A 24,925-nucleotide genomic window follows, 5' to 3' on the forward strand; every position below is an offset into this window, starting at 1 on the left:
CCCGCCCACCCTGCCGCGGAGTTCGCCCGGCGGTGACGACACGCGAAACGACCGACATCGCCGTGATCGGCGCGGGCGTGGTGGGGCTGGCCATCGCGCTGGAACTGATCGACCAGGGCCACGAGGTGGTGCTGGTCGATCCCGGCCATCCCGGCATGGGGGCCAGCTACGGCAATGCGGGGACCATCGCCGGTTACGCGACCAGCCCGGTCGGCACGCCCGATGTCCTGCGGTCGTTGCCCTCGCTTCTCTTCTCGAAGACCTCTCCGCTGGCGATCCGGCATCGTGCACTGCCCTCGCTGGCGCCCTGGCTTCTGCGGTTCCTTTGGCAGTCGCTGCCCGCCCAGGCCGAACGCAACGCCCGCGCGCTGGCGGCGCTGTTGTCGGATGCGGCGACGCTGTGGGATGATCTTGTGCTGCGGGTGCAGGGGGCGGGCATCCTGCAACGGCGCGGCTGTCTTTACCTGTACGAGACGCCCAAGGCCTTCACTGCCGCCTGGGCCGAGTTGGATCGTCGCCGGGCGCTGGGGGTGGATGTCGAATTGATCGGCCCCGAAAGCCTGGCCGAGCTGGAGCCTGGCCTGCCCGCGCGGCTTGGCGGGGCGGCGTATTTCACCGGGGCGACCTTTCTGGATGACCCGGGCCGGATGATGGGGTTGATCGCCGCCGCCGTCCTGCCCCGCGCCCGGCATATCCAGGCCCGGGCGGACCGGCTGGAGCGGCGGGCGGATGGCGTGGTGATCGAGGGGCCGGGCCTGCACCTGCACGCCCGCCGTGTCGTCATCGCCGCCGGGGCACATTCGCGCGACCTGGCGCGGCAGGTCGGGGACCGCATCCCCCTGGATACCGAGCGGGGCTATCATGTCGAATGGGACATGGCCGAACCGCTGCTCACGCGCCCCGCCTGTCCCACGGCGCGGGGCTTCTACTTCTGCCCGATGGCGGGCCGATTGCGGGTAGCCGGGACCGTGGAACTGGGTGGGCTCAGCCTACCGCCTTCCCCCCACCGTATCGCGAAGCTGGTCGAAGGCGCGCGGGCGTTCTTTCCCCAGCTTGGCCCCCCGGACCGAGAATGGATGGGCTTCCGCCCCTCGATCCCCGACAGTCTGCCGGTGATCGGCCCGTCGCGCGGAGGCGGCGAAGTGATTCATGCCTTCGGCCACGGGCATCTCGGGGTGACGCTGGCCCCGGTGACGGCGCGGATCGTCGCGGGCCTGATCGACGGGCATCCAACGGGGATCAACATCGCGCCCTACCGGCCGACGCGGTTCTGACGGAGGGGCAAGGAAAAACCCGGCAGCTTGCGCTGCCGGGTTCAGGGTAGGGTCAGGCCGTCAACGGCGGTCCCGGCTTCGATCAGCCGCCACCGTTGTCATCGTCGTCGTTGCCGCAGGCAACCGCGCAGATCAGGATCAGGCCGACAACGAAGGGAACGATCCAGCCCGAACGGGGCGAGGCGGCTTCGACCACCGGCTCTTCCTCGACAACTACAGGGCCACCGGCGAATGCGGTGGTCGAGGTGAAAGCCAGAGTGAAGGCGAGAAGCGGCGCAGCAAGTTTCTTCATGTCCAAATCCTTCCAGGTTCAGAGGGCAGCTTGCATTTTCGGAGTATACCTGGATCTGGAACGGGGCAAGAAAGGCCATCACAAGACCGGAATTTCCCGTGAAACAGTTGCGCTCACACAACTCCGCTTCGGCAACGGCAACGGCCCATCGACCGATTGCAGGGATTGTCGCACCGACTTCCTTGTTTTCCCATAATGTCGCGTGGCGGAGCAGATGTCTTCCGCGTCTTCGAATACGGGCCTCGGGGTTTGATCCGGACCCAGGTCACGACATGGGCGGATCTGAAGGCGCGGCAAGGAAAAACCCGGCAGCTTGCGCTACCGGGTTCAGGGTAGGTCTGGGCAGTCGCGTCAGGTCAGGCCTTCAGCGCCAGTCCGGGATCGGCTCAGGTTTGCGGCTCGTCGTCGTTGCCGCAGGCAACCGCGCAGATCAGGATCAGGCCGACAACGACCGGAACGATCCAGCCCGAACGGGGCGAGGCGGCTTCGACCACCGGCTCTTCCTCGACGACAACCGGGCCACCGGCGAATGCGGTGGTCGAGGTGAACGCCAGGGTGAAGGCGAGAAGCGGCGCAGCAAGTTTCTTCATGACCAAATCCTTCCAAGGTTCCAGGGGCAGCTTGCACTTTCCGGATAAACCGCGCCCCGGATCGGGGCAAGAAATGCCGTCGCAGGGCCACAACTTTCAGTGAAAGAGTTGCCCGCGCACAACTCTGCCGTCGCAGCCCAGCAGGCCTGTTCGACCGGCTGCAAAGATTCTCGTACCATCCCCCTTGACCTTCCTATCATGGGAAGCCCCATATGCTGGAACGTCCCCGAAGTGACGGCCCGCAATTCTGCGGCCGGAAGTGGAAAGAGGGCGGATCATGACCCAACACAGCACTGACTTCTCCATCGCCCTGCCGGTAACCGGCATGACCTGTGCGTCCTGCGCCGGGCGGGTCGAACGGGCGCTGAAAGCCGTGCCGGGAGTGACGGGCGCGTCTGTCAATCTGGCCACCGAGACCGCCGAAGTGCAGGGAACGGCGTCTGCCGATGCCCTGATCGGCGCGGTCGTCAAGGCGGGCTACAGCGTGACGTCCCCTACCCGGGAACTGGTCATCGAGGGGATGACCTGCGCTTCATGCGTGGCGCGGGTGGAACGCGCCTTGCAGGCGGTTCCGGGCGTCACGGAGGCAACGGTGAACCTGGCGACCGAAAGCGCGCGGGTGGAGGGGATCGCCGACCCTGTGGCGCTCATCTCGGCCGTGAAGGGCGCGGGCTATGCCGCCCGGCTGGCCCAGGCCACCGAGGAACCAGCCACCCAGCGGCGCGCGCGCGAGGCGGAGGACCTGCGCCGTGATCTGATCCTTGCAGCCATCCTGACCCTACCGGTCTTCGTCCTGGAGATGGGCAGCCACCTGATCCCGGCCTTTCACCACTGGGTGATGGGAACGATCGGCCAGGGCACCAGCTGGCTGATCCAGTTCGCCCTGACGACGCTGGTGCTGGCCATCCCCGGACGCCGGTTCTTCCTGAGCGGCATCCCGGCGCTGCTGAAAGGCGCACCCGACATGTCTTCCCTGGTAGCGGTGGGGTCCGGCGCGGCCTGGGCCTATTCGACGCTGGCGACCTTTCTGCCGGGCCTGATGCCGCCCGGGTCCGTCGCAGTCTATTTCGAGGCCGCCGCGATGATCGTGACGCTGATCCTCTTGGGCCGGTTGCTGGAGGCCCGGGCCAAGGGCCGGTCGTCCGAGGCGATTGCCCGCCTTGTCGCCCTGCAACCCGTCCTCGCGCATGTCCGGCGCGGGGACCGGGTGGTCGACCTGCCTCTGGCCGAGGTCCGCCCCGGCGACATGCTGGAATTGCGCCCGGGCGAGCGGGTGCCGGTCGACGGGCGGGTGGTCTCGGGCGAAAGCTGGATCGACGAGGCGATGGTGACAGGTGAGCCGGTGCCGGTCGAGAAGGTCGCTGGTGCATCGGTGATCGGCGGGACGGTGAACCAGACCGGAGCGCTGGTGATCGAGGCGGTGGCGGTGGGCGCCGACACGATGCTGGCGCGGATCATCCGCATGGTCGAGGCGGCGCAGGGCGGCAAGCTGCCGATCCAGGCGCTGGTCGACAAGGTGACGCTGTGGTTCGTCCCCGTGGTGATGGGGCTGGCGGCACTGACCTTCCTCATATGGCTGATCTTCGGACCCGCGCCCGCGCTGCCGATGGCGCTGGTCAACGGGGTTGCCGTCCTCATCATCGCCTGCCCCTGTGCGATGGGCCTTGCCACACCCGTCTCGATCCTGGTCGGCACCGGGCGTGGGGCGGAACTTGGCGTTCTCTTCCGCAAGGGCGAGGCGCTGCAGGCCCTGCAAGGCGTCAAGGTCATGGCCTTCGACAAGACCGGGACCTTGACCGAGGGCCGCCCGGCACTGACCGGCTTCCATCCTGCCGAAGGCGAGACGAAAGCGGCGCTGTTGCCGGTGCTGGCGGCAGTCGAGGCGCAGTCGGAACACCCCATCGCCCGCGCCATCGTTGCTGCGGCGGAAGGCATGGCCCTGCCCACGGTCGAGGGGTTCCTGGCCAAGCCCGGCCATGGCGTCCAGGCCCGGGTCGGAGGGGCAGAGATCGCGCTCGGCTCGGCGCGCGAGATGGGCAAGCGCGGCGTCGACATCGCGGCCTTCATGGCCGAGGCCGAACGACTGGCCGACCGTGGCGAAAGCCCGGTCTTTGCCGCGCGGGACGGCAAGGCGGTGGCGCTGGTGTCGGTGGCCGATGCGGTGAAGCCGACGACGCCGGATGCCATCGCGCGGCTCAAGGCAATGGGGCTGCGGCTCGCGATGATTTCCGGCGACAACGCGCGGACGGCACGGGCCATTGCGCGCGACCTTGGGATCGACGAGGTGGTGGCCGAGGTCACCCCGGAAGGCAAGGTTGCGGCCCTGCACGAACTGAAGGCGCAGGGCACCCTGGCCTTTGCCGGCGACGGGATCAACGACGCCCCGGCGCTGGCCGAGGCCGACGTGGGGATCGCCATGGGCACCGGCACCGATATCGCCATCGAGGCGGCGGATGTGGTGCTGGTCTCGGGCCGCCTGCCCGCGCTGGCCGATGCCATAGGCCTTAGCCGCGCGACGATGCGGAACATCAAGGAAAACCTGTTCTGGGCCTTTGCCTACAACGCCGCGCTGATCCCCGTCGCAGCGGGGGTCCTCTACCCTGCCTTCGGCATCCTTCTGTCCCCTGTCCTTGCCGCCGGGGCGATGGCCCTGTCCTCGGTCTTCGTCCTGACCAACGCCCTTCGCCTGAAACGCTATGGAGCCCGCACATGATGACCATCGGAGAAGCCGCACGGACCAGCGGCGTGTCGGCCAAGATGATCCGCTATTACGAGGAGACCGGCCTGATCCCGTCGGCTGGGCGCACCGGATCGGGCTATCGTACCTATGGCCCGAAGGACGTGCAGATCCTGCGCTTTGTCCGCCGTGCCCGCGACCTTGGCTTTCCGATGGAGAAAGTGGCCGACCTTCTGGCCCTGTGGCGCGACCGCGACCGGGCCAGCGCCGATGTCAAGCGGCTGGCGCAGGACCAGATCAACGCGCTGGACCAGCGCATCCGCGAGATGGAGGCGATGAAAGCCTCGCTGACCCATCTGGTGCATTGCTGTGCTGGGGATGAACGGCCGGATTGCCCGATATTGGAGGACCTGGGCGGTCCTGCGCCTGCCCCCTCCCAGGCGCAGTGAACAGCTTGCGCAGGGTTGCCGGCCGGGCCAAGCTTGGCCTGCAACGCAAGGACCGTAGCGCATGACGAACAGGATTTCTGCCCAGGGCATCCGCTTTGACTTCCAGCCGCGTGGCGGGGTGCTGGACGGGCTGACTGTGACCGATGCCGGGCAGGACATCGCGCCCTTGCACCGCGCGCCCTGGGGCAGGGACGAGGTTCCCGCCGACGCCCCGCCGCATCAGGCCTGGCTGGCCGGGGATTTCCTTGCCGCGCCGATGGGGGCCTCGGACCACGGGCTGCACGGGTTGACGGCGAATGGCGACTGGCAGGTGGTCCCCTCCGCCCCCGGCACGCTGCGCGCGGTACTGACGGGCGCAGTGCAGGGCGCGACCGTGGTCAAGGAGTTGTCGGTCAGCGACGGGCATCCCTTCGTCTACCAGCGCCACCTGTTCATCGGTGGCTCCGGCCCTTTGCCGGTCGCCAACCACGCGATGGTCTCGGTTCCGAACGGGGCAAAGCTGTCCTTCTCGCGCAAGCGCTGGTGGGAGACGCTGGCCGAGCCGCTGGAGACGGCGCGCGGACGGTCCTGCCTCGCCTATCCCCGACGGGCCGAGGACGCGGCCGAGTTTCCGGGCGCGGATGGCGGGACGGTCAACCTGCATCGTTACCCCTGGGGCGAGGCGCACGAGGATTTCGTCGCAGGGATCGAGGATCCCTCGTCCCGCCTGGGCTGGACCGCCGTAGTCCGACCGACCGAGGGCGATCTGTTCCTGTCGCTGCGCAACCCGGTGATGCTGCCGATGACCATGCTGTGGCATTCGAACGGCGGGCGCGACTATGCGCCGTGGAACGGTCGCCACCGTGGCTGTCTGGGGGTCGAGGAAGGCGCGGCGCTGCCGATGCTGGGGCTGTCGTCACGGGAAGAACCTGATCCCCTCTCTGCCGCCGGGCAGCCGCCGCTGGTCCGTCTTGACCCGCAGGGTACGGTCGAGGTGCGCCATGTCATCGGCGCAATCGCCTGGCCGGAAGGCCAGTCGGTGGCGGGGGTGATGCTGGAGGGCGACGTGCTGACCATCACCGGCGATTGGGGCGCTGAACGCAAGGTGCCCCTGCGCGGGTCCTGGCTGGGCGGGGCGGCCCCGGCGCCAAGCGCGCCGAAGAAGGCGGCACTCGACTGGGACTTGTGACGCTTACTCGGTGAACCCGGGCTTCTGTGCCCAGGCCCAGGCATCGCCGATCATCTGCCGCAGGGTCGACCGTTCCGGCTCCCACCCCAGTTCTTGGATCGCATGGGTCGACGAGGACACCAGAGCCGCCGCATCGCCTGCACGCCGGTCGCCGATCACCACCGGCACCTCGCGGTTGGTGACCATGCGGCTCGCCTCGATCACCTCGCGCACCGAAAAGCCGCGCCCGGTGCCCAGGCAGAACACCCCGTCGCCCTTACCCGCCAGAAGGCGCTGCACGCCCAGCACATGCGCATCGGCCAGGTCCGAGACATGGACATAGTCGCGCACGCAGGTCCCGTCGGGGGTGGGGTAATCCGTGCCGAAGACCGTCAGCGCCGGGCGCTTGCCTGCGACGGCGTCCAGCATCAGCGGGATCAGATGGGTTTCCGGCGTGTGCTGTTCGCCGATCTCGCCCTCGGGGTCCGCGCCCGCGACGTTGAAATATCGAAAGATCACATGCGAAATCCCGGCTGAAACCCCGAAATCGCGCAGCATTTGTTCAATTGCCAGCTTCGACCCGCCATAGGCGTTGATCGGCCGTTGCGGCGTGTCCTCGGTCAGCAGAACCCCGTCCTGATCGCCATAGGTCGCACAGGTCGAGGAGAAGACGAAGTTCTTCACCCCCGCTGCCGCACAGGCCTCCAACAGGTTCAAGGCGCCGGTGACGTTGACCCGCCAGTATTTCCCGGGGTCCTTCATCGACTCGCCCACCAGCGAGAGGGCTGCGAAATGCATCACCGCGACGGGGCGATACTCGGCAAGGGCCGCGTCGATCTGCGCCCGATCCATCAGGTCACCCTTGACCAGCGGGCCCCATTTCACCGCCCCCGACCAGCCGGTCGACAGGTTGTCGAAGACCACCGGCTCATACCCGGCGCGGGCAAGGGCCTTGCAGGCATGCGCGCCGATATAGCCCGCCCCGCCCGTCACCAATATCCGTTCTGTCATCTCACACCGCCCAAGACTGCAAACTGCCAACCATCGCGCCGATGGTTTGCGTTGAAAGCCCCCGCAATGTCCAGTGCGTTCCGGGCTTCGCGACCCGCCTGCTTAGCCAAGCAGCAGGTCGGCAAGGGCAAGGCTCAGGCCTTCATCCAGACTGAACAGCGCCACGGCATTGGCCGAGGACCCGCCGTCGAGGTCCAGAAACAGCGCGCGGAAGTTCGTGTCGTAGAACAGCACGGGCGAGGTGCCGCCGAAGTTGCCCGGAAGCGCCACCCCGGTCTGCCACATCCCCGCCAGCGTCGCCTCAGCCGCCAGGCCCAGGGCGGCACGGTTCAGCACAACCTTGTCGGTTCCGCTTGTGAAATCGAGGAACAGGTCCTCGGCATCCGCCGTGATGATCTCGAAGTGATCGACCCCCGCCCCGCCGTGATAGACATCGCGCCCGGCCCCCCCTGTCAGCCAGTCGTCGCCATCGCCGCCATCAAAGTGGTCACTGCCCGCCTCGCCATACAGCCGGTCATTGTCGGCCCCGCCCCACAGCACATCGTCGTCGCTGCCGCCGTACATCAGGTCCGTGCCTTCCTGGCCATAGAGCCAGTCATTGCCCGCGCCGCCATACAGGCTGTCGCTGCCCGACCCGCCATCCAGGTTGTCGCCGCCATCGCCCCCGTCCAGCAGGTCAAAGCCTTCCTGCCCGAACAGCGCGTCGGTTTCGGTGCCGCCATAGAGCGAATCCTCGCCGAACGAACCGTAGAGCCAGTCCACACCCTGCCCGCCATAGAGCACGTCGTTGCCATAGCTGCCGTCGAGGTTGTCGCCGCCGTTGTCGCCATAAAGCGTGTCATTGCCGAAGGCGCCGAACAGGGCGTCGGTGTCGTTCCCACCCTCCAGCCGGTCGTCGCCGTCGCCGCCGAACAGCCAGTCGACCCCGTTGCCGCCGAACAGCCGGTCATTGCCGGTCTCACCGAACAGCCCGTCGCCGCCATCGCCCCCCAGAATGGTGTCGTCGCCGCTGCCGCCCCACAGCGCGTCAGTCTCGGTCCCGCCGTCAATGCTGTCGTTGCCCGCGTCACCGTAAATCCAGTCAATGCCGGCCAGCCCGGACAGCGTGTCGTTTCCCGCGCCCGCGGCAAGCGTATTGTCCTGCGCATTGCCGGTGCCCGATGAGTTCAGTCCCGAGGTCATCACCAGGATTTCGACGTTGGCGGCCAGAGTGTAGGTCGTCAGCGCCGTCTGCACCGTGTCGGTCCCGGCCGAGGCGGCTTCGACCACCACGTCAAGGACGCTGTCCACCAGGTAGAGGTCGTTGCCAAGCCCACCCTCCATCCGGTCGTTGCCGGTTCCGCCGTCCAGACGGTCATCCCCGTCGCCGCCGTACAGCGTGTCATTTCCCGCCCCGCCTTCCAGCGTGTCGCTTTCACTGTCGCCGTAGAGAAGGTCGTTGCCGTCGCCCGCGATCAGGCTGTCATTGCCCAGGCCGCCTTCCAGCCGGTCGTTGCCAAGCCCGCCCTCCAGCCGGTCGTTCCCGTCGCCGCCCAGCAGCGTGTCCAGCCCGTCGCCGCCTTGCAGGGTATCGTTGCCACACCGCCCCTCCAGGCTGTCGTTGCCAAGCCCGCCCATCAAGAGGTTGGCCTGCCCGTCGCCCTGCAGCGTGTCGGCCCCGGTGCCGCCCAGAAGCCCCTCGATCCCGTCGAAGCTGTCGCCCAACGCCTCGCCGGTCGAGTTGGCGGCTGTGGCCAGGTCGACCCGCAGGGCGGTTGCGCTTTCGGCATAGGAGGCGATGTCGAACCCGGCGCCGCCGAAGATCGTGTCCGACCCTGTCCCACCCAGGATCGTGTCGTCGCCGTCGCCGCCATACAGGATGTCGTTCCCCGCGCGGCCCCAAATCTGGTCATTGCCCTGCAGGCCGAAGATCCGGTTCGCCCCGGAGTCCCCGGCCAGCGTGTCCGCAAAGGTCGATCCTTCCAGACCCTCGACGGTCAGGTAGCTGTCGCCTGCCGCGTCCCCCGTATTCAGCCCGGGTGTCGCAAGATCGGCCCGCACCCCCGCCGTTGCATCGGCATAGCTGACCAGATCGTTGCCCACGCCGCCCTCGATCCGGTCCGCCCCGGCGCCGCCCACCAGCGTGTCGTCACCGTCCCCGCCATAAAGCGTATCGTTGCCGGACCCGCCTGACAGAAGGTCAGCGCCACCAAGGCCGGACAGAGTGTCATTGCCCGCGCCGCCAAACGCCTGCTCGGCCAGATTGGAGCCGGAGAAGGTGTCGGCAAAGCCGGAAAGGACGAACCCCTCGATCGTGATGAAGGTATCACCCAGCGCGTCGCCCAGGTTCAGGCCGGGGGTGACAAGGTCGATCCGCACCGCGCTGGTCGCGGTGTCATAGCTGGCGAAATCGGTGCCGTTGCCGCCCTCCAGCCGGTCGCCGCCCTCGCCGCCGATCAGGGTGTCGTTGCCTTCGCCACCATAGAGGCTGTCCGCGCCGCCCCGCCCGTCAAGCCGGTCATTGCCCTCCAGCCCCAGCAGGTTGTTGGACTGGGCATCGCCGCCCAACGTGTCATTGTAGCCCGTGCCCTCCAGATCCTCGATGGCGATGTAGCTGTCGCCTGCCGCCTCGCCCGTGTTGACCGCCGGATTGCCGAGGTCGGCGATGACGCCAATTACCGCCTCGCGATAGCTTGCCCGATCGCGTCCGACGCCGCCGTCCAGCACATCGGCACCAAGCCCGCCCAGAAGCGAGTCGTTGCCATTCCCGCCCAGAAGCGTGTCATTCCCCGCGACGCCCGACAGACGGTCGTTGCCGTCCAGCCCCTCGATCCGGTTGCCATCGGAGTTCCCGGTCAACGTGTCCGAGAAATAGGACCCGATGATCCCCTCGATCGAGACATAGGTCTGGCCGGTGGCGATGTTCGTGTTCTGGTTCAACGCCTCAAGATTGACGCGGATGCCCGCCGTCGCGCCGGTCAGGACGATGGTGTCAAAGCCCGCGCCGCCGTTGATCGTGTCGGCCCCGACCGAGACGAGGAACATGTCGTCGCCGCTGCCGCCGGTCAGCACGTCGACCTGGTTCGTGCCATAGCGCAGGTTGGCGGGGTCGGGCTGGGTGGGCATGGCGTGCCAGAGCCCGATGAAATCGGTCAGCTGGAACAGGCCGGGCACCAGGGGCATCCCGTTCGGCGTGACCAGCTCCAGCACCTCGTCGCCGTAGGTGATGATCGCCCCGGTCAGGGTCGCCGTTAAGGTCAACGCGGCCAGCGAATGGATCGGTCCCCAGGCCGAGAGGTCGATCTTGTCGATGCCGAACTGGTAGTCGCCGATCCAGTCCGCCGCACCGTCCGCGCCCAGCACGAAGATATCGGCGCCCGCGCCGCCGAACAGCGTGTCGCAGCCGCCGCCATCGGCCAGGATGTCATCGCCCAGCCCGCCCAGGATCTGTTCGGTCCCGTCCCCGCCGATGATCATGTCCCCACCCGCCGTGCCGGTCAGGGTGGCAGTGGACAGCGTGCCGGTCTGGATTGGCGCCAGAGTGCCGGGATCGATCTGCAGCCGGGTGATGCCGGCTCCTTCGGTGGCGATGAACAGCTCGATCACCCCGCCCACCACCTGCGCGGCCAGGGCGGTGATGTTGTCGATGGGCAGGCCAAGGTCGCCCAGCAGCTGGCCGCACTTCAGAAGCCGCCCGTCCGGCATCAGGGTCATCACGGTCAACCCGTCATCGCCCCCGCCCGCGATGACGAAGACCCGGTCGCCCACCTGCGCCGTTGCCATCGCCTGCACGCCCTGGAACCGGGTGTCCAGCGTGTCGATCACATGGTCGGTGACGAACATCGTGCCATCCGCCGCCAGCCCGATCACGCTGATCGACGAGGAGTTGGTCGCCCCCACGATCAGGAAGGTCGTCCCGCCCATCTCGACCACCTCGACGGCCGAGGGTTCGTTGATCCCCAGGCCTTGCGGCGCGCCCACGGCCGTCGCATTGCCCAGCGCGCCGTTTGCGCCCACCGGAAAGGCGCGCACCACGTCCGCCTCCAGCGACAGGCTGACCAGGAACTGCTGGCCGTCCACCGTCACCGGGATCATCGAGCCGATGTCGACCCCGGGATGCACGCTGTCCAGCACCTTGCTGCCGACCAAGGTCATCGTGCCATTTGCCGCGACCGAATAGGTGTAGATCGTGCTTTCACCCATTCGCGCGGCGTAGAAATAGGTCGCCCCGCCGATCTGCAGCACCGCCTGCGCCGAAATCGCGCCGGACAGACTGCCGGGCAGCTGGATAGCTGGGTTCAGCGTGCCGGTCCCGGTGATGGCAAAGGCATTGACCCCGGCCTGGTTCGCCCCGGTCACGATCAGATGGGTGACGCCGTTGATCGTCACCGTCTCGATGGTGGCCTCAGTCGGCAGAGCCATGCCGGGCGAGATGCTTTCCTGATCCAGAAGCGTCAGCGTCGTGCCGACCTCCAGCGCCAGCACGCCACCCCCGGCCCGGGTGGCGGTGTACAGCACAATCTTGCCGCCTTGGACCACAAGCTCCAGATCGCAGATACCCGAGACCATGTTCAGCGGCGCAGCCGTGAACGTCTCCGTCACCAGAAAGTTGATCACTTCCGGCCCCACACACACCCATTTACCCGGGGTCGAGGATGCGGGGCTAAGTCCTAATGCCCGGTGATCCGATCAGGGCGCAATCGGGGCAAAAGGTCCGGATTTTCGACAAAGGCCCCAGGATCGGGCCCCTCGGATCAGGGCGGGAGCGGGGTCCTAGCGGCCGACCCCCACATAGGCGGTAAACCCCGCCTCGCGCACTTCGGCCGGGTCGTAGATATTGCGCAGGTCGGCCATCTGCGGCGTTGCCATCTTGCGGGCAAGCTTGGCCAGATCGAGCCCCCGGAACTCGTTCCACTCGGTCAGCAGCACGACCAGATCGGCGTCGTTCGCCGCTTGGTAGGGGTTGTCGACCCATTTCACTCCGGCCAGAAGCGCCTCGCCTTCGTGCTTGCCCTGCGGATCGCTGACCCGCACCTTGGCACCAGCACCCACAAGCGCCGGGACGATGGTCAGCGACGGCGCCTCGCGCATGTCGTCGGTGTTGGGCTTGAAGGTCACGCCAAGGACGGCGATGGTCTTGTCGCGGACCGACCCGCCGCAGAGATCGACGATCTTCTCGATCATCCGGCGTTTCACTTCCTCGTTCACCTTGATGACCGCCTCGACGATCTGCATGGGTGCGGCATGTTCCTGCCCGATCCGGGCCAGGGCCTTGGTATCCTTTGGAAAACAGCTGCCACCATAGCCCGGCCCGGCATGCAGGAACTTGTCGCCGATGCGCCCGTCCATGCCGATGCCCTTGGCGACAGTCTTCACATCCGCGCCCACCTTTTCGCACAGGGCGGCGATCTCGTTGATGAAGGTGATCTTGGTCGCAAGGAAGGCGTTCGCCGCGTATTTTATCATCTCGGCGCTTTCCAGCCCGGTGTAGACCATCGGGAATTCCCGCAAGGAAAGGGGCCGGTAAAGCTCGGCCATGACCTTCCGTGCCTTCGGCGTTTCGGCCCCCACGACCACCCGGTCCGGGCGCATGAAATCGTCGATCGCTGCCCCCTCGCGCAGGAATTCGGGGTTCGAGGCGACATCGAATGCGGCCTTCGGGTTCGCCTCGCGCACCGCCTCGGCCACCTTGCGATTGGTGCCGACCGGAACGGTGGACTTGGTCACCACCACCGCGTAACCGGTCAGCGCCCGCCCGATTTCGGCGGCAGCGGCCATAACAAACGTCAGGTCGGCATGGCCGTCCCCCCGCCGCGTGGGCGTGCCGACCGCGATGAAGACGGCCTCGGCCCCATCCACCGCCGCAGCCAGGTCCGTGGTGAACGACAGCCGCCCCGCCGCGGTGTTCTTGGCGATCAACGCCTCGAGCCCGGGTTCGAAGATCGGCACTTCGCCCTGGTTCAGCCGCTCGATCTTGGCCGCGTCCTTGTCGACGCAGATCACATCATGGCCAAAGTCGGAAAAGCAGGCGCCTGAGACCAGCCCGACATATCCCGTCCCGATCATCGCAATCCGCATTGAACCGCCCCGCTGAACCCACGCGCCTGTCTATGCAGGGCGCAGCAAGGGCTGTCAAACGCTGCAACGCAGGCCAGGCGACGCCAACTGACTGGGGCCCATCCTTGCGGACAGGCCCCCCTCAGCGATCAGACCGGCTCGGGCTTCGGAAAACGCGCCTTGACCTCGGCCACGGCTGCCAGCCAGTCTTCCTTGGCGACCTCCTCGCGCTGCCAGCGGAAGAACAAGGGGTCGGCCTCCGCCGCAAGCGCCTGACGCAGCGCCTCGTCCCGCGCGGCGAGCGCCGCCTGATGGTCCGCCTCGCGCTGCGCGGCGATCTCTTCCTCGGTGGGCGTTGCCGCAGCGACCGGGCCGCGTGCCACCCATTTGCCCTTGGCGGTGCGGCGGTGCCCGGCCAGATACTCGACCGTCAGCCCCTCGACCGGCTCGCTGCCCTCGCGTGCTTCGCTGCCGATCCAGCCCGGGATTCCATCTTCGGTGAACAGAACGTGCAGGGTCATGTCAGTAGTCGCTTTCGATATAAAGGCCCATGGTCGCATGACCGATCACCGACGAAGTGCCACCGACGCTCATCCAGGCGTAGGGGGTCAGCAGCGTCGAGGTTGTCGGAATGTCGGTCGTGATCGTCCCCGTCGTCACCGCCCCCGAGACGAGGTTCGTCACCTCGTAGTGCAGGGCCTGCGTCGTCCCGGGCGGTGAGAACATCGCGATCTCGTAGACCGAGGTGAGGTCGGCGTTGGGCTTCGGGAAGCTGGCCCCGAGGTCGATCTTCGTGGCCGTGCCCGAGCCGTCATTGTGCATGAACTGGATGTTCGTGTCGGCGGAATCGTAGCCCATCCCGAAAAGGTTGGTCTGGGTTGACGGGTTGACATCCGTCGGTGCCGCGGTGGTGTTGCGCATGCCGGTAAAGGCCCGGTGCGTCGCCGTCGCCACCCCCGTCGCCGGACCCCAGCGCCAGACCAGATGGAACCCGCCCAGCGTCGCCGCCGTTCCGCCCAGCGTCCACTGCAGCGCCCCGCCCCGGATGCCCGCCACTGCCGTCGTCGAGGCCGTGGTCACCCGCCACGACCGCCGCCGCATGTAGGTGAAAAGGCTCGTGGTGGCCACGTTTTCCGTGGTCGCCGTGCCGGTCGCGCTGATCACGATGCCAAGCTGCGTGTCCGCACCACCGTTACCGGCCGGCAGGAAGATGCCCATCTTGTTGCGGGCAAAGGTCGGCTGGATCGAACTGTCCAGCCCGCTCGGCCCCATGAAGGCCGGCATCATCCGCCCGCCGACCTTGCGTCCGAAAAGTTTCAGCCCATCCGCTGCCGGGGCTGCGGGCGTCGAGATCAGCGGCAAACGCAATTGCCCACCCTCGATCTCGACATCCGCCGCACCGGCAAAGGCGCCGCCGTTGTTGAACTGGATCTCGCCCGAGGCCCCGCCAGGGCTTCCACCGCCACCACCCGACGGGGCAGCCCAGGTCCCATCCGCGCGCAGGAAGTTCGTCGTCCCCCCGCCCGAGGCCGGGGCCAGACCCTTGTCCGCCGATCCGAACACGTCCAAGAGCGCTGTCGCCTGGGTCCCGGTCAGATCCTCCGGATCGCCCGTCCCGGCCGTGGCGCGGCCCTTGAACGTCCCCGAGGCAACGTCCGCCAGCTTGGCATTCGTCACCACATTCCCGGCGATGGTTGCCGCAAAGGACCCCGTCCCCGACCCGGTCACCTCGCCGGTCAACGTGATCGTCTGATCGCCCGTATTGGTGCCGGTGATCGCATCCAGCTTGGTCTTGTCCGCCGCCGACAGGAAGCCCGCGACTGCTCCAGTCGCCTCGGCATGCAGCGCGCCCCCAGCCCGGCTGCCGTGCGCCGTGTCGTCAAACCGCGCCGCAGGCAGCGTCCCTGCCGAAAGGTCGCTCGCCGACCCGCTGGTCGCCACCGCCGCCAGGCCGGTGATGGTCGCCGCAGCCTGCGTTCCGGTATGCGTCGCCCGGTCGCGCAAGCTCGCGTCCGATGCGTTCGCCGTCGCCCCGTCCGCCACGTTCAGGATGCCCCGCGCCTGCGCCGCCGTCAGCACTTCCGGAGACCCGGTCCCCGCCGTATCGCGCCCAAGGAAGCTGTCCGTCGCGATGTCGGCCAGCTTGTCCAGGCTGACCGCGCCGGTGTCGATGGTCCAGGCCGCCCCGCCGCCTGACACAGTGATGTCGCCCTTGTCCCCATCCGCAACTCCGCCACCGCCGCCGCCGACAGTCTGCGTGACCCCGCCGCTCTGCACCTTGACCTCGCCGGTCGTGGTGTTCAGCCACAAGGTCCCGTCCGCCGGGCTCGCCGGGTCCACGGCCTGACCGCCCAGATGCACCGGCTGCGGCAGCGTCACCTCTCCCGTCGCCGCATCCGCCTCCAGCGCCGTGAACCAGGTGCTCCCATCGGCACTCACCTTGACCGAGAAATCGTCCGACCCCGCCGTCCCCATCTCGGCCCGACCGCCGAACCCGGTCTGGAACAGCAGGCTCGCCGTATCGCTCGCCACCGCCTTGTTCAGCTTCAGCTGATGCCCCGACCCCGCGTGGTTCAACAGCGTTGCCGGAGAAGACACCGCCAGGCGGTTCGTCGCATCCGGCGTGGCCGACACGCCCAGCTGCCCGACGGTGAACGGCCCGTCCGACAGCGCGATCCAGGTCAGCCCGTTGAAGAACGCCATCTGGCTTTCCGCCATCACATAGGCCTGCCAGCCCGGCAGCGGTTGCGTGAACTGCCAGCCCGCCTCGGTGAACAGCGCGATCCGCCCCGACTGCCCCACCCAAGGTCCCGTCGCCCCCGCCGCCACGATATGCCGGTCGCCAATCGACGGCAGGGCCGGAGCCGTGGTCAGCGTCCGGTTGATGACCGCCAGCTGCACGATAAGGTCCAGCGCCACCAGCGCCTCGTTATGGGTCACATGCTTTTGCGCCTGCGCCGGAAGGATCAGGGGCAGCGACAGGATCGTCGTATCGTCGGGCATCAGAAACCTCCGGGGATCGCCTTGGCCCGCGACCGTAAGAAAGCTTCGTTCACACCCGCTGATCAGACCGCGCGGCGAACCTCATCCCCGCGCAACACCAGACCCGCGCACCACAGGCTATCGCCCCTGGTGACATGTCTTGCCCATGTCGCAAATACTCCCGCCGGAGGCCGCCTGCGCCGCCACCCCGGACCGACCTCCATGCAGCGCGCGGATGTAGGGTGGGCGATCCGCCCACCGCCCCTCTCAGGGGTCCTCGACCAAAGCCGGGGCCTGTCGCTCCCGCCGCGCCTCGACCCAGGTGTTCGCGCTGATCGCCAGAATAATCAGCGCACCCCCGGCCAGGACCCAGACCTCCACCGGCTCGCCAAAGGCCAGTGCGCCCAGCAGCGCCGCCCAGATCAGCTGCAGGAAGGTCACCGGCTGCGTCACCGCCAGCGGCGCCGCCCGGAACGCCTTGGCCATCGCGTAATGCCCCAGCGTCGCCAACCCCGCCACGACCGCCAGCCAGGCGCATTGCTCCCATCGCACCGGCTGCCACTGCCACAGCGCCAGCGGCAACAGCCCCAGCGTCACCGTCACCGACAGGACCGCCACGATGACCGAGGCCGGGGCCTCCCGGCTCAGCCGCTTGGCGATGATGTAACTCATCGAGAAGAAGACTGTCGCCCCCAGCTGCGACAGATGCCCCAGCGACAGCTCCCGCAGCCCCGGCCGCAAGACGATCAACCCGCCCGCGACCGCCACCAGCACCGCCGCCACCCGCCGCGCCCCCAGCCCCTCGCCCAGAAGCAGCCCACCGATCACCAGCACCATCACCGGCCCCAGGAAGGCAATCGCCGCCATCTCCGCCACCGGCACCCGCGCCATCGCATAGAACCACAGGATCACGGCCACGACATGCAGCGCCCCGCGGCCTGCGAACATCCGCCCCACCCCCGGCGCGAACCGCATCCCCCGCATCGCCCAGAGGGCGGGGAGGAGGAACAGCAAGCCGAACCCGAACCGGATGAACGCCGATTGCGCCGCCGGCAGCTCCGTCCCGAGGTAACGGACAATCCCGTTCACCCCCACAAAGGAAATCCCGGCCCCCGCCATCCACAAGGCCCCCTCAAGGGGCCGCCCCAAGTCGTTCACTGCACGCATGGCCGGACAGAAGCCGAAGCGATGGCCAAAGGCAAGGTGCCGCCATCATCGCAGGGTGTGGCTCACAGCGCACCGTGGTCGGGAACACGGTGAACACAACCCCAACGCAGAACGCCAACCACTTGAAATCGTTCACGTCCCGGGAAATGTCCACCGTGGACTCATCACCCCCCGAACGCCAGCCCCGCCGCGATCGCCCACATCGTCACCCCCACGCCCACCTCCAGCCAGACCCAGGCCGCGGGCCTTGCAAACACCGGGGCCAGCACCCTCGCCCCGAAGCCCAGCGCAGCGAAAAAGCTCAACGAGGCGCAGGCCGCCGCCACCCCGAACACCCCCTGGTGCGGGGCGTGCTGGGCCGAGATCGACCCGATCAGCACCACGGTATCCAGATAGACATGCGGGTTGGCCCAGGTCAGCAGAAGGCAGGTCCACAGCACCGAACTCAACGAGGCCGCCCCCGCCTCGGACGGCCGCAGGGCCTCCCCACCCCGCGCCGCCGCCCGGAACCGCAGCGCCCCGTAGACCGCCAGGAACGCCACCCCCAGCCAGCGCATCGCCTCGCCGAACCATGGGACCGCCGTCGACAGCGACCCGAACCCCGCCACCCCGGCCCCGATCAGCAACGCATCCGACAGCGCGCAGACCGCGACGACAGCCCCCACATGCTCGCGCCGCAAGCCCTGCCGCAGGACGAAGGCATTCTGCGCCCCGATCGCCAGGATCAGGCTCAGCGCCACGAAATACCCCTTCACCGCCGCTTCAAGCACGTGCAAGCCGCCTCAGCGCCGCCATCGCATCCGCCCGCCGGTCCCACTGCACGAACAGATGATCGTGATGGAAGCCTGCGATCACGTTGCAGCTGATCCCCTCGCGGCCCAGCGCCCCCGCGAAGGCCGCCGTCAGTCCCACAGCCGCAAGGTCCGAATGGACCGTCAGACTGATCCGCGCCCAGGGGTCGGACTGGAACCCCGCCGCCCGCATCTCGGCAAGGGGAGCAACAACGGTCATGCCCTCATCCTCGGCCACCGTGGCAAAGGGCGTGATCGACAGGACCCCGCCGGTCCAGACCCCATAGCCGTAGGGCTCGGGATGCAGCACCGGCTCCATCGTCGCCAGCAGCACCTTCAGATCGGTCTCGCCCATCGCAGGCCCTCCGCTTTTCCCTTGACCTACGGCCCCGATCCAACAAACTCCAGTTAATCTTCCTGTCTCTGATTAAGCGTTGCTAATGCTTGACCCTGCCCAGCTTGCCGCCCTTGCCGCCGTCCACCGCCGCGGGTCGTTCGAGCTTGCGGCGGCCGAACTGCATGTCACGCCCTCGGCCGTCTCGCAGCGGATCAAGGCGCTGGAGGAGGGGACGGGTGCCCTGCTCATCCGCCGGGGCGCACCTTGCCAGGCCACCGAGACCGGCCTGCGTCTCATCTGTCACCACGACGAAATAGCCTTGCGGGAGCGCACCCTTGCCCAGGACCTCGGCCTGTCCCGCGGCCCCGCGACGCTGCGGATCGCGGTCAATGCTGACAGCCTGGCCACCTGGGTCATCCCGGCCCTCGCCGCGACCGAGGGCCTGCTTTTCGATCTTGTCATCGATGACCAGGACGTCAGCCAGGACTGGCTGCGGCGGGGCGAGGTCGTGGCCGCCATCACCGCGCACCCCGGCCCCCTGCAAGGCTGCGATACGCTCCCGCTTGGGTCGCTGCGTTACCGCGCGACCGCCTCGCCCGCCTACCTCGAACGCTGGTTCCCGCAGGGCGTCATCGCGAAGGCCATGGGAGAGGCCCCGACCCTCACCTTCTCGGACAAGGACCGGCTGCAGACACGCTGGGCCGCAGAACGGGTCAAGGGTCTGTCCCGCCCGCTCTTGCCCACGCACCGGATGGCGTCGTCACAAGCCTTTGTCGACGCCTGCCTTGCGGGGCTGGGTTGGGGCATGAACCCCGAACCCCTGGTCGCCCCCCACCTCGCCACCGGCAAACTGGTCGAACTGATCCCCGACACGCCGCTCGATGTGGCCCTGCACTGGCAGTTCACCCGCCTTGCCGCGCCAGCGCTCGCCCCGGTGACCAAAGCCCTCAGCGCCACGGCGAGGCGCTCGCTCGTCCCGGCGTAGGCCGCTATTCCTGGATCGTCCGCAACCAGGCGATCAGATTGGCAATCGGCTGGCTGGTCATCAGGGGCTGGCCCGCGTCGGTCTTCAGGACGACATCGCGGCCCTGGAACAACTCGCCCCAGATCGGCATGTCGCTGCCGTGTGAGACCAGCGGGTCGCGCCCGTCGATCCGTGCGGCCACCCGTTCCAGCGGAAAGACCCCATCATACCGCGCAATCAGCGTCGTCAGATCGGCTGGCTGCAGAAGCAGGACCGGAGCCATCGGCCCGTTTCCCCGGGCTTCGATCCCATGGCAGACGGCACAGCGCGCCTGGAACAGTTCTGCCCCCGCCTGCGGATCTCCCGGCACATCCTCACTTTCCGCCCAGGCCGCACCCGCCGCCAGCACGATCACCAAAGCCAAACCCCGCATGGCCGGACCCTCCCTTCAAATCTTTCGATTGAAGGCTAGACCCGCCACGAAGCCGCGGCCTTGATGCAGGTCAGTCGCCAAGGAAAAAGGCCCCCGAAGGGGCCCCAAATCCGTGGCGCAGCGTTGTGACAGGCCCTAAAGCTGGGCGGCCACATCCTCGGGCACGTCGAAATTGTGCGTGACCGTCTGGACGTCGTCGTCTTCTTCCAGCAGGTCAACCAACCGCATCAGCTTCTGCGCGGTCTCCAGATCGACCTCGGTCAAGGTCTGCGGCTTCCAGACCAGTTTCGATTCCGTCGACTCGCCCAGCGCCTTTTCCAGCGCGTCCGACACCTCGGACAGGTTCTCGACCTTACAATAAATCCAGTGGCCGTCCTCGTCCGACTCCACGTCGTCCGCGCCTGCCTCAAGCGCAGCCATCATCACGTCATCAGCAGACCCGACGCTGGCCGGATAGGAAATTTCGCCCACCCGGTCAAAGCTGTGCGCGACGCTGCCCGTGGTGCCCAGGTTCCCGCCGCATTTGGTGAAATAGGACCGCACGTTCGACGCGGTGCGGTTCAGGTTGTCTGTCATCGCCTCGACGATGATCGCGATCCCGTTCACGCCATAGCCTTCATAGCGGATCTCGGTGTAATCCGCCCCGTCGCCCATCTGGGACTTCTTGATCGCGCGGTCGATAACGTCCTTGGGCATCGACACGGCCTTCGCCGCCTTCACCGCCAGCCGCAGACGCGGGTTCATGTCGGGGTCAGGCATCCCCATCTTGGCCGCGACGGTGATTTCCTTCGACAGCTTGGAAAACATCTTCGAGCGCAGCTTGTCCTGCTTGCCCTTCCGATGCTGGATGTTCGCCCATTTCGAATGGCCTGCCATGGCCCTACCCTCGGTCCCGTTTCGGTGATGCGCCCCTCTACACCCGCCACGGGCCGAAGGGCAACCCCGGCCCGGTCAGCTGCGATGAAGCCGGACCGGAGCATTCGGGGCACGGCGCAGGATGCCCTTCGCCTCAAGGTCCAGTTGCACGCATTTGACCCACCAGCCCGCCGTCTCGCCACCCGGGAACAGCGCCGCAGACAGGTGCGGCTTGACTGCCGCGATGATCGCTGCCGGCGTGATCCCCGGCGGGTCGGCGGGGGTGACCGCCAGCACGGCCTTGCGCATCTCGGCATACTTCGCCGCGTCGACCCGATAGGTCTTCCCGGGCTGCCCGACGTTCTGGACGTCGATCTTGTCACTCATCGCGGGCCCTCGCGTTGCACCAAAAGCGTGGCGTGGAATTGTTCCGGGCACAAGCTTTGCCTTTGCCTTCGACCGGATGAACTGTATTCCGGGCGAATGTCGCAAACCTTGATGCCTCTCTCGCAAACGGCGGACCTCCCGCGCTGGCAACGGCCCGAGGCGCTCCTGTACCTCATGGCGGCGGCGATGCCGCTCAGCTTTGCCACCTGGTCGGCGCTTCTGAACAACTTCGTCATCGAGGTGGCAAGCTTCACCGGCAAGGAAATCGGCTGGCTGCATACCGTGCGCGAGATTCCGGGGTTTCTGGCCATCGGGGTCATCCTCGTGCTACTGGTGATGCGCGAACAGGTGCTGGCGCTGCTGGCCCTGGCGCTCTTGGGGGCCGCGACGGCCGTCACCGGCTGGTTCCCGTCCTTCACCGGCATCCTGGTCTGCACGCTGCTGTCGTCCATCGGCTTTCATTACTTCGAGACGGTCAACCAGTCGCTGCAACTGCAATGGATCGACAAGGATCGCGCGCCCATCGTCCTGGGCCGGATCGTCGCCGTGGGCGCCGGGGCCTCGCTGGCCGCCTATGGCGCCATCGTCGCGCTCTGGGACGCCATCGGGCTGGACTACAACACGGTCTACCTCGCCTCGGGCGGCCTGACCCTGCTGATCGTCCTCTTCGCCGCGCTGGCCTATCCGCAGTTCCAGTCGCCGCACCCTCAGCACAAGCACATGGTCCTGCGGCGCCGCTACTGGCTGTACTACGCGCTGCAGTTCATGGCCGGGGCGCGGCGGCAGATCTTCGTGGTCTTTGCCGGCTTCATGATGGTGGAACGCTTCGGGATGAAAGTGTCCGAGATGACGCTGCTCCTCTTGCTGAACTACCTGATCAACATGGCCGTGGCCCCCGCCATGGGCCGCGCCCTGGGCCGGTACGGCGAACGCAACGTGATGGGCTTCGAATACATCGGGCTGACCCTGGTCTTCCTGGCCTACGGCGGGCTCTACTGGTTCGGCTGGGGTCTGATCGTGGCCAGCGGTCTCTATATCCTGGACCAGCTTTTCTTCGCGTTGTCCTTCAGCCTGAAGACCTATTTCCAGAAGATCGCCGATCCGCGCGACATCGCCCCGACCGCCGCCGTGGCCTTCACCATCAACCACATTGCCGCGGTCTTCCTTCCGGCCGCACTCGGCTATCTCTGGGCGCAGTCCCCGGACTACGTCTTCCTGATGGGCGCCGGGATGGCCCTGGTCGCGGTCGGGCTGATCTGCCTGATCCCGCGCCATCCCGCACCGGGGCATGAGACGGTCTTTTCGCGCGGGCTTCCGGTTGCGGCAGAGTAACCCCGCAGTGAAGGCGCTGTAACGCGGCTTGGGAAAGCGCCCCGCCGCGCTATATTCCCCTGCAGAAACGGAGGTCCCCAGATGTTCTTCACCCGCAAGTCGATGGAAATGGTCCGCCCCGAAGATGCCCTGCCCGGCCGGGCCGAGCCTTTGCCGACGGCAGAGACGCATTTCCTGTCGGGCATCCCGCTGAAATCCCCGGTGCCCGAGGGCATGGCCGAGGCGATGTTCGGCATGGGCTGCTTCTGGGGGGTCGAGCGGAAGTTCTGGCAGACCCCGGGCGTCTGGCTGACCATGGTCGGCTACGCGGGCGGCTTCACGCCGAACCCGACCTACAAGGAAACCTGCACCCAGCTGACCGGCCATAACGAAGTGGTCCGGGTGATCTACGACCCCGCCAAGGTATCGTACGAAGACCTGCTCAAGGTCTTCTGGGAAGGCCATGACCCGACGCAAGGCATGCGGCAGGGCAATGACGTGGGCTCGACCTACCGGTCGGGGATCTACACCTACACGCCCGAGCAGATGGCCGCCGCCAAAGCCTCGAAAGAGGTCTACGCCACGGCGCTGAAGGCCGCTGGCATGGGTCCCATCACGACCGAGATCCTGCCGGTGCCCACGTTCTACTTCGCCGAGGATTACCACCAGCAATACCTCGCCAAGAACCCCGGTGGCTATTGCGGCGTCGGCGGCACCGGCGTGACCTGCCCGATCGGAACCGGCGTCCGGGCCTGAGCGAATCCCAAGATTTTTCGCCGAAAAATCTTGGGTGCCCCGGGGCGCAACTTGCCGGGCGGCAGTCTTGGGCGTAAGGCCAAGGCAAAGGAGTGCCGCCCATGCCAACCTATTCCGCCCTGACCACCCTGCCCGGCGAAGAGGCTGCACAGGCCCTCGCCTCTGCCATGGAACGGATGGACCCCGAACCCACCGGCGTCGGCGTCTTCGAGATCGAGGACGGCTCGGGTCTGTGGGAAGTTGGCGCCTATTTCCTGGAAGCCCCGGACCAGGTGATGCTGGAAGTGCTGGCCACCGCCTTCGGCGCCAAGCCCTTCGCCCTGTCCGAACTGCCCGAGGTCGACTGGGTCGCCCATGTCCGGCGCGAACTGTCGCCCGTCGATGCCGGCCGCTTCTTCGTCTTCGGCAGCCACGACGCCGACAAGGTCCCCCCCGGCCGGGTCCCCCTGCAGATCGAGGCGACCGTCGCCTTCGGCACCGGCCACCACGGCACGACGCTGGGCTGTCTTCTGGCTTTCGACAAGCTGCTGACCGAAGGCTGGCGTCCCGCCAAGGTCGCCGACATCGGCTGCGGCACGGCGGTCCTGGCGATGGCCGCGGCTGCCACCCTGCCTGACGCCCGGATCATCGCCAGCGACATCGACCGGGTTGCCGTGGAAGTCGCCGAAGCAAATGTCGCGATCAACGGTCTTGAGGGTCGCGTCGAGTGTCTGGAGGCCGCGGGTCTCGACCATCGCCACATTTTGGCAGCCGCGCCCTACGATTTGATCTTCGCCAACATCCTGAAAGGCCCGCTGATCGAGCTTGCGCCAGCAATTTCGACTCACCTCGCAACCGGGGGTAGAGCGATCCTGTCGGGTTTACTCGCTGTGCAAGCAGATTCGGTGACGGCCGCTTACGTTGCGGCAGGACTTTGTCTGCAAAGTCGGAACGATATCGGGGAATGGTCGACGCTTGTTCTACAAAGGGATTGAAATCGTGGACAATCCTTGACTGAGGCCCCGGAAGTCCACAACCTGAGCCATCCGCCGCATTTTCGCCATAAGCATGCGGCAGAAATTAATCGTCAGAGCTGCTACTCTGGGTGAAAGATATGTGGGTTGATCCAAATCTGAATGATTTCTACAGCCGCGTTTCGCGGATCGAGAAATCCCATGCCAAGGGCTACGGGTTCGAAGCCGCAGGCACCGTCAACCGCCGGTCGGCGGGACGCGGCGCCGGTCGGCTGATGAAGCTGGCCAAGCCCCTGCTGCTGGTCGTTGCGATGGGCGTCGGGGTGAAGGGTGTGATCCACTACTTCGTCGGCGCACAGACCTACGAAAACCGCGTCAGTGCGCTTGCGGCCGGTCAAGGCTTCGATCCGGTGGGCGCCTGGCTGATGCATGCGGATCCGGTCACCCTCTGGGTCTCGGGCCAACTGCAATCCGTGTTTCCGCGTTGATCTTCAGCGATTGATCGTCGTTCAT

Annotated in this window: 22 protein-coding genes; 9 read left to right on the forward strand and 13 right to left on the reverse strand. The window is 67.2% G+C overall.

The annotated features are described in order from the left end of the window. Positions 1–32: 32 nt before the first annotated feature. A complete protein-coding gene (locus tag E8M84_RS12275; protein WP_137111469.1) occupies positions 33–1,274 on the forward strand; it encodes an FAD-binding oxidoreductase in 1,242 nt (413 codons plus the stop codon). 82 nt (positions 1,275–1,356) lie between these two features. On the opposite strand, the gene E8M84_RS12280 is transcribed toward E8M84_RS12275, so the two are convergent. Both E8M84_RS12280 and E8M84_RS12285 read right to left on the reverse strand, forming a co-directional pair. Next, on the reverse strand, positions 1,357–1,566 hold the full coding sequence (locus tag E8M84_RS12280; protein WP_137111470.1) for a hypothetical protein: 210 nt from the start codon (positions 1,564–1,566) through the stop codon (positions 1,357–1,359). 386 nt (positions 1,567–1,952) lie between these two features. Continuing rightward, positions 1,953–2,156 (reverse strand): hypothetical protein, encoded by a 204-nt coding sequence (locus tag E8M84_RS12285; RefSeq protein ID WP_137111471.1) that lies wholly within the window; start codon positions 2,154–2,156, stop codon positions 1,953–1,955. 277 nt (positions 2,157–2,433) lie between these two features. On the opposite strand from E8M84_RS12285, the gene E8M84_RS12290 reads away from it, so the two are divergent. The 3 genes from E8M84_RS12290 to E8M84_RS12300 all read left to right on the forward strand — a co-directional run bounded on the left by E8M84_RS12290 (position 2,434) and on the right by E8M84_RS12300 (position 6,450). Next, on the forward strand, positions 2,434–4,869 hold the full coding sequence (locus E8M84_RS12290; RefSeq protein WP_240790366.1) for a heavy metal translocating P-type ATPase: 2,436 nt from the start codon (positions 2,434–2,436) through the stop codon (positions 4,867–4,869). Further along, positions 4,869–5,282: a Cu(I)-responsive transcriptional regulator gene (cueR, locus tag E8M84_RS12295; protein ID WP_137111846.1), complete on the forward strand. Its 414-nt coding sequence runs from the start codon at positions 4,869–4,871 to the stop codon at positions 5,280–5,282. The genes E8M84_RS12290 and cueR overlap by 1 nt, the downstream gene beginning before the upstream one ends. 61 nt (positions 5,283–5,343) lie before the next feature. Beyond that, a complete protein-coding gene (locus E8M84_RS12300) occupies positions 5,344–6,450 on the forward strand; it encodes a hypothetical protein (RefSeq protein WP_137111472.1) in 1,107 nt (368 codons plus the stop codon). A 3-nt stretch (positions 6,451–6,453) separates the two neighbouring features. On the opposite strand, the gene galE is transcribed toward E8M84_RS12300, so the two are convergent. The 8 genes from galE to E8M84_RS12340 form a co-directional block, all read right to left on the reverse strand. Next, complete coding sequence (galE, locus tag E8M84_RS12305) at positions 6,454–7,440, reverse strand: UDP-glucose 4-epimerase GalE (RefSeq protein WP_137111473.1); 987 nt, start codon at positions 7,438–7,440, stop codon at positions 6,454–6,456. Positions 7,441–7,542: 102 nt separating this feature from the next. Further along, positions 7,543–12,036, reverse strand: a complete 4,494-nt coding sequence (locus E8M84_RS12310) for a calcium-binding protein (RefSeq protein WP_137111474.1) — start codon at positions 12,034–12,036, stop codon at positions 7,543–7,545. A gap of 156 nt (positions 12,037–12,192) precedes the next feature. Further along, a complete protein-coding gene (locus tag E8M84_RS12315; protein ID WP_137111475.1) occupies positions 12,193–13,497 on the reverse strand; it encodes a UDP-glucose/GDP-mannose dehydrogenase family protein in 1,305 nt (434 codons plus the stop codon). 128 nt (positions 13,498–13,625) lie between these two features. Next, positions 13,626–13,997, reverse strand: coding sequence for a hypothetical protein (locus E8M84_RS12320; RefSeq protein ID WP_137111476.1), 372 nt, complete (start codon positions 13,995–13,997; stop codon positions 13,626–13,628). Between the two features lies 1 nt (position 13,998). Next, positions 13,999–16,479, reverse strand: a complete 2,481-nt coding sequence (locus E8M84_RS21615) for a DUF2793 domain-containing protein (protein WP_205914603.1) — start codon at positions 16,477–16,479, stop codon at positions 13,999–14,001. A 246-nt stretch (positions 16,480–16,725) separates the two neighbouring features. Beyond that, entirely contained in the window at positions 16,726–17,625 is a 900-nt protein-coding gene (locus tag E8M84_RS12330; RefSeq protein ID WP_240790367.1) for a DMT family transporter, read from the reverse strand. 164 nt (positions 17,626–17,789) lie between these two features. Beyond that, positions 17,790–18,395, reverse strand: a complete 606-nt coding sequence (locus E8M84_RS12335) for a LysE/ArgO family amino acid transporter (RefSeq protein ID WP_137111477.1) — start codon at positions 18,393–18,395, stop codon at positions 17,790–17,792. After that, positions 18,388–18,771 (reverse strand): ACT domain-containing protein, encoded by a 384-nt coding sequence (locus tag E8M84_RS12340; protein WP_137111478.1) that lies wholly within the window; start codon positions 18,769–18,771, stop codon positions 18,388–18,390. Before E8M84_RS12340 ends, E8M84_RS12335 begins: the two co-directional genes overlap by 8 nt. Positions 18,772–18,856: 85 nt before the next feature. Between E8M84_RS12340 and E8M84_RS12345 the strand changes: the two genes are divergently transcribed. After that, a complete protein-coding gene (locus E8M84_RS12345) occupies positions 18,857–19,738 on the forward strand; it encodes a LysR family transcriptional regulator ArgP (RefSeq protein WP_137111479.1) in 882 nt (293 codons plus the stop codon). A 4-nt stretch (positions 19,739–19,742) separates the two neighbouring features. Here the strand turns inward: E8M84_RS12345 and E8M84_RS12350 are convergent, their stop codons facing one another. From E8M84_RS12350 to E8M84_RS12360, 3 genes are all read right to left on the reverse strand, one after another. Continuing rightward, the gene (locus E8M84_RS12350; RefSeq protein ID WP_137111480.1) at positions 19,743–20,150 is read right to left on the reverse strand and encodes a cytochrome c; all 408 of its coding nucleotides are present in this window, start codon (positions 20,148–20,150) and stop codon (positions 19,743–19,745) included. Between the two features lie 135 nt (positions 20,151–20,285). Next, positions 20,286–21,026, reverse strand: a complete 741-nt coding sequence (locus E8M84_RS12355; protein WP_137111481.1) for a YebC/PmpR family DNA-binding transcriptional regulator — start codon at positions 21,024–21,026, stop codon at positions 20,286–20,288. 75 nt (positions 21,027–21,101) lie between these two features. Next, positions 21,102–21,392 carry a DUF6958 family protein gene (locus E8M84_RS12360; RefSeq protein WP_137111482.1) on the reverse strand — a complete coding sequence of 97 codons (291 nt, stop codon included), beginning with the start codon at positions 21,390–21,392 and terminating at the stop codon, positions 21,102–21,104. A 111-nt stretch (positions 21,393–21,503) separates the two neighbouring features. Between E8M84_RS12360 and E8M84_RS12365 the strand changes: the two genes are divergently transcribed. The 4 genes from E8M84_RS12365 to E8M84_RS12380 all read left to right on the forward strand — a co-directional run bounded on the left by E8M84_RS12365 (position 21,504) and on the right by E8M84_RS12380 (position 24,900). Beyond that, complete coding sequence (locus tag E8M84_RS12365; RefSeq protein ID WP_240790368.1) at positions 21,504–22,724, forward strand: MFS transporter; 1,221 nt, start codon at positions 21,504–21,506, stop codon at positions 22,722–22,724. Positions 22,725–22,805: 81 nt separating this feature from the next. Then, entirely contained in the window at positions 22,806–23,459 is a 654-nt protein-coding gene (msrA, locus tag E8M84_RS12370; RefSeq protein WP_137111484.1) for a peptide-methionine (S)-S-oxide reductase MsrA, read from the forward strand. 101 nt (positions 23,460–23,560) lie between these two features. Next, complete coding sequence (locus E8M84_RS12375) at positions 23,561–24,433, forward strand: 50S ribosomal protein L11 methyltransferase (RefSeq protein ID WP_137111485.1); 873 nt, start codon at positions 23,561–23,563, stop codon at positions 24,431–24,433. Positions 24,434–24,552: 119 nt separating this feature from the next. After that, entirely contained in the window at positions 24,553–24,900 is a 348-nt protein-coding gene (locus tag E8M84_RS12380; RefSeq protein ID WP_137111486.1) for a hypothetical protein, read from the forward strand. The last annotated feature ends 25 nt before the right edge of the window (positions 24,901–24,925 follow it).

The sequence above is a fragment of the Rhodobacter sp. SY28-1 genome (genome assembly GCF_005222785.1).
GTDB lineage: Bacteria > Pseudomonadota > Alphaproteobacteria > Rhodobacterales > Rhodobacteraceae > Tabrizicola.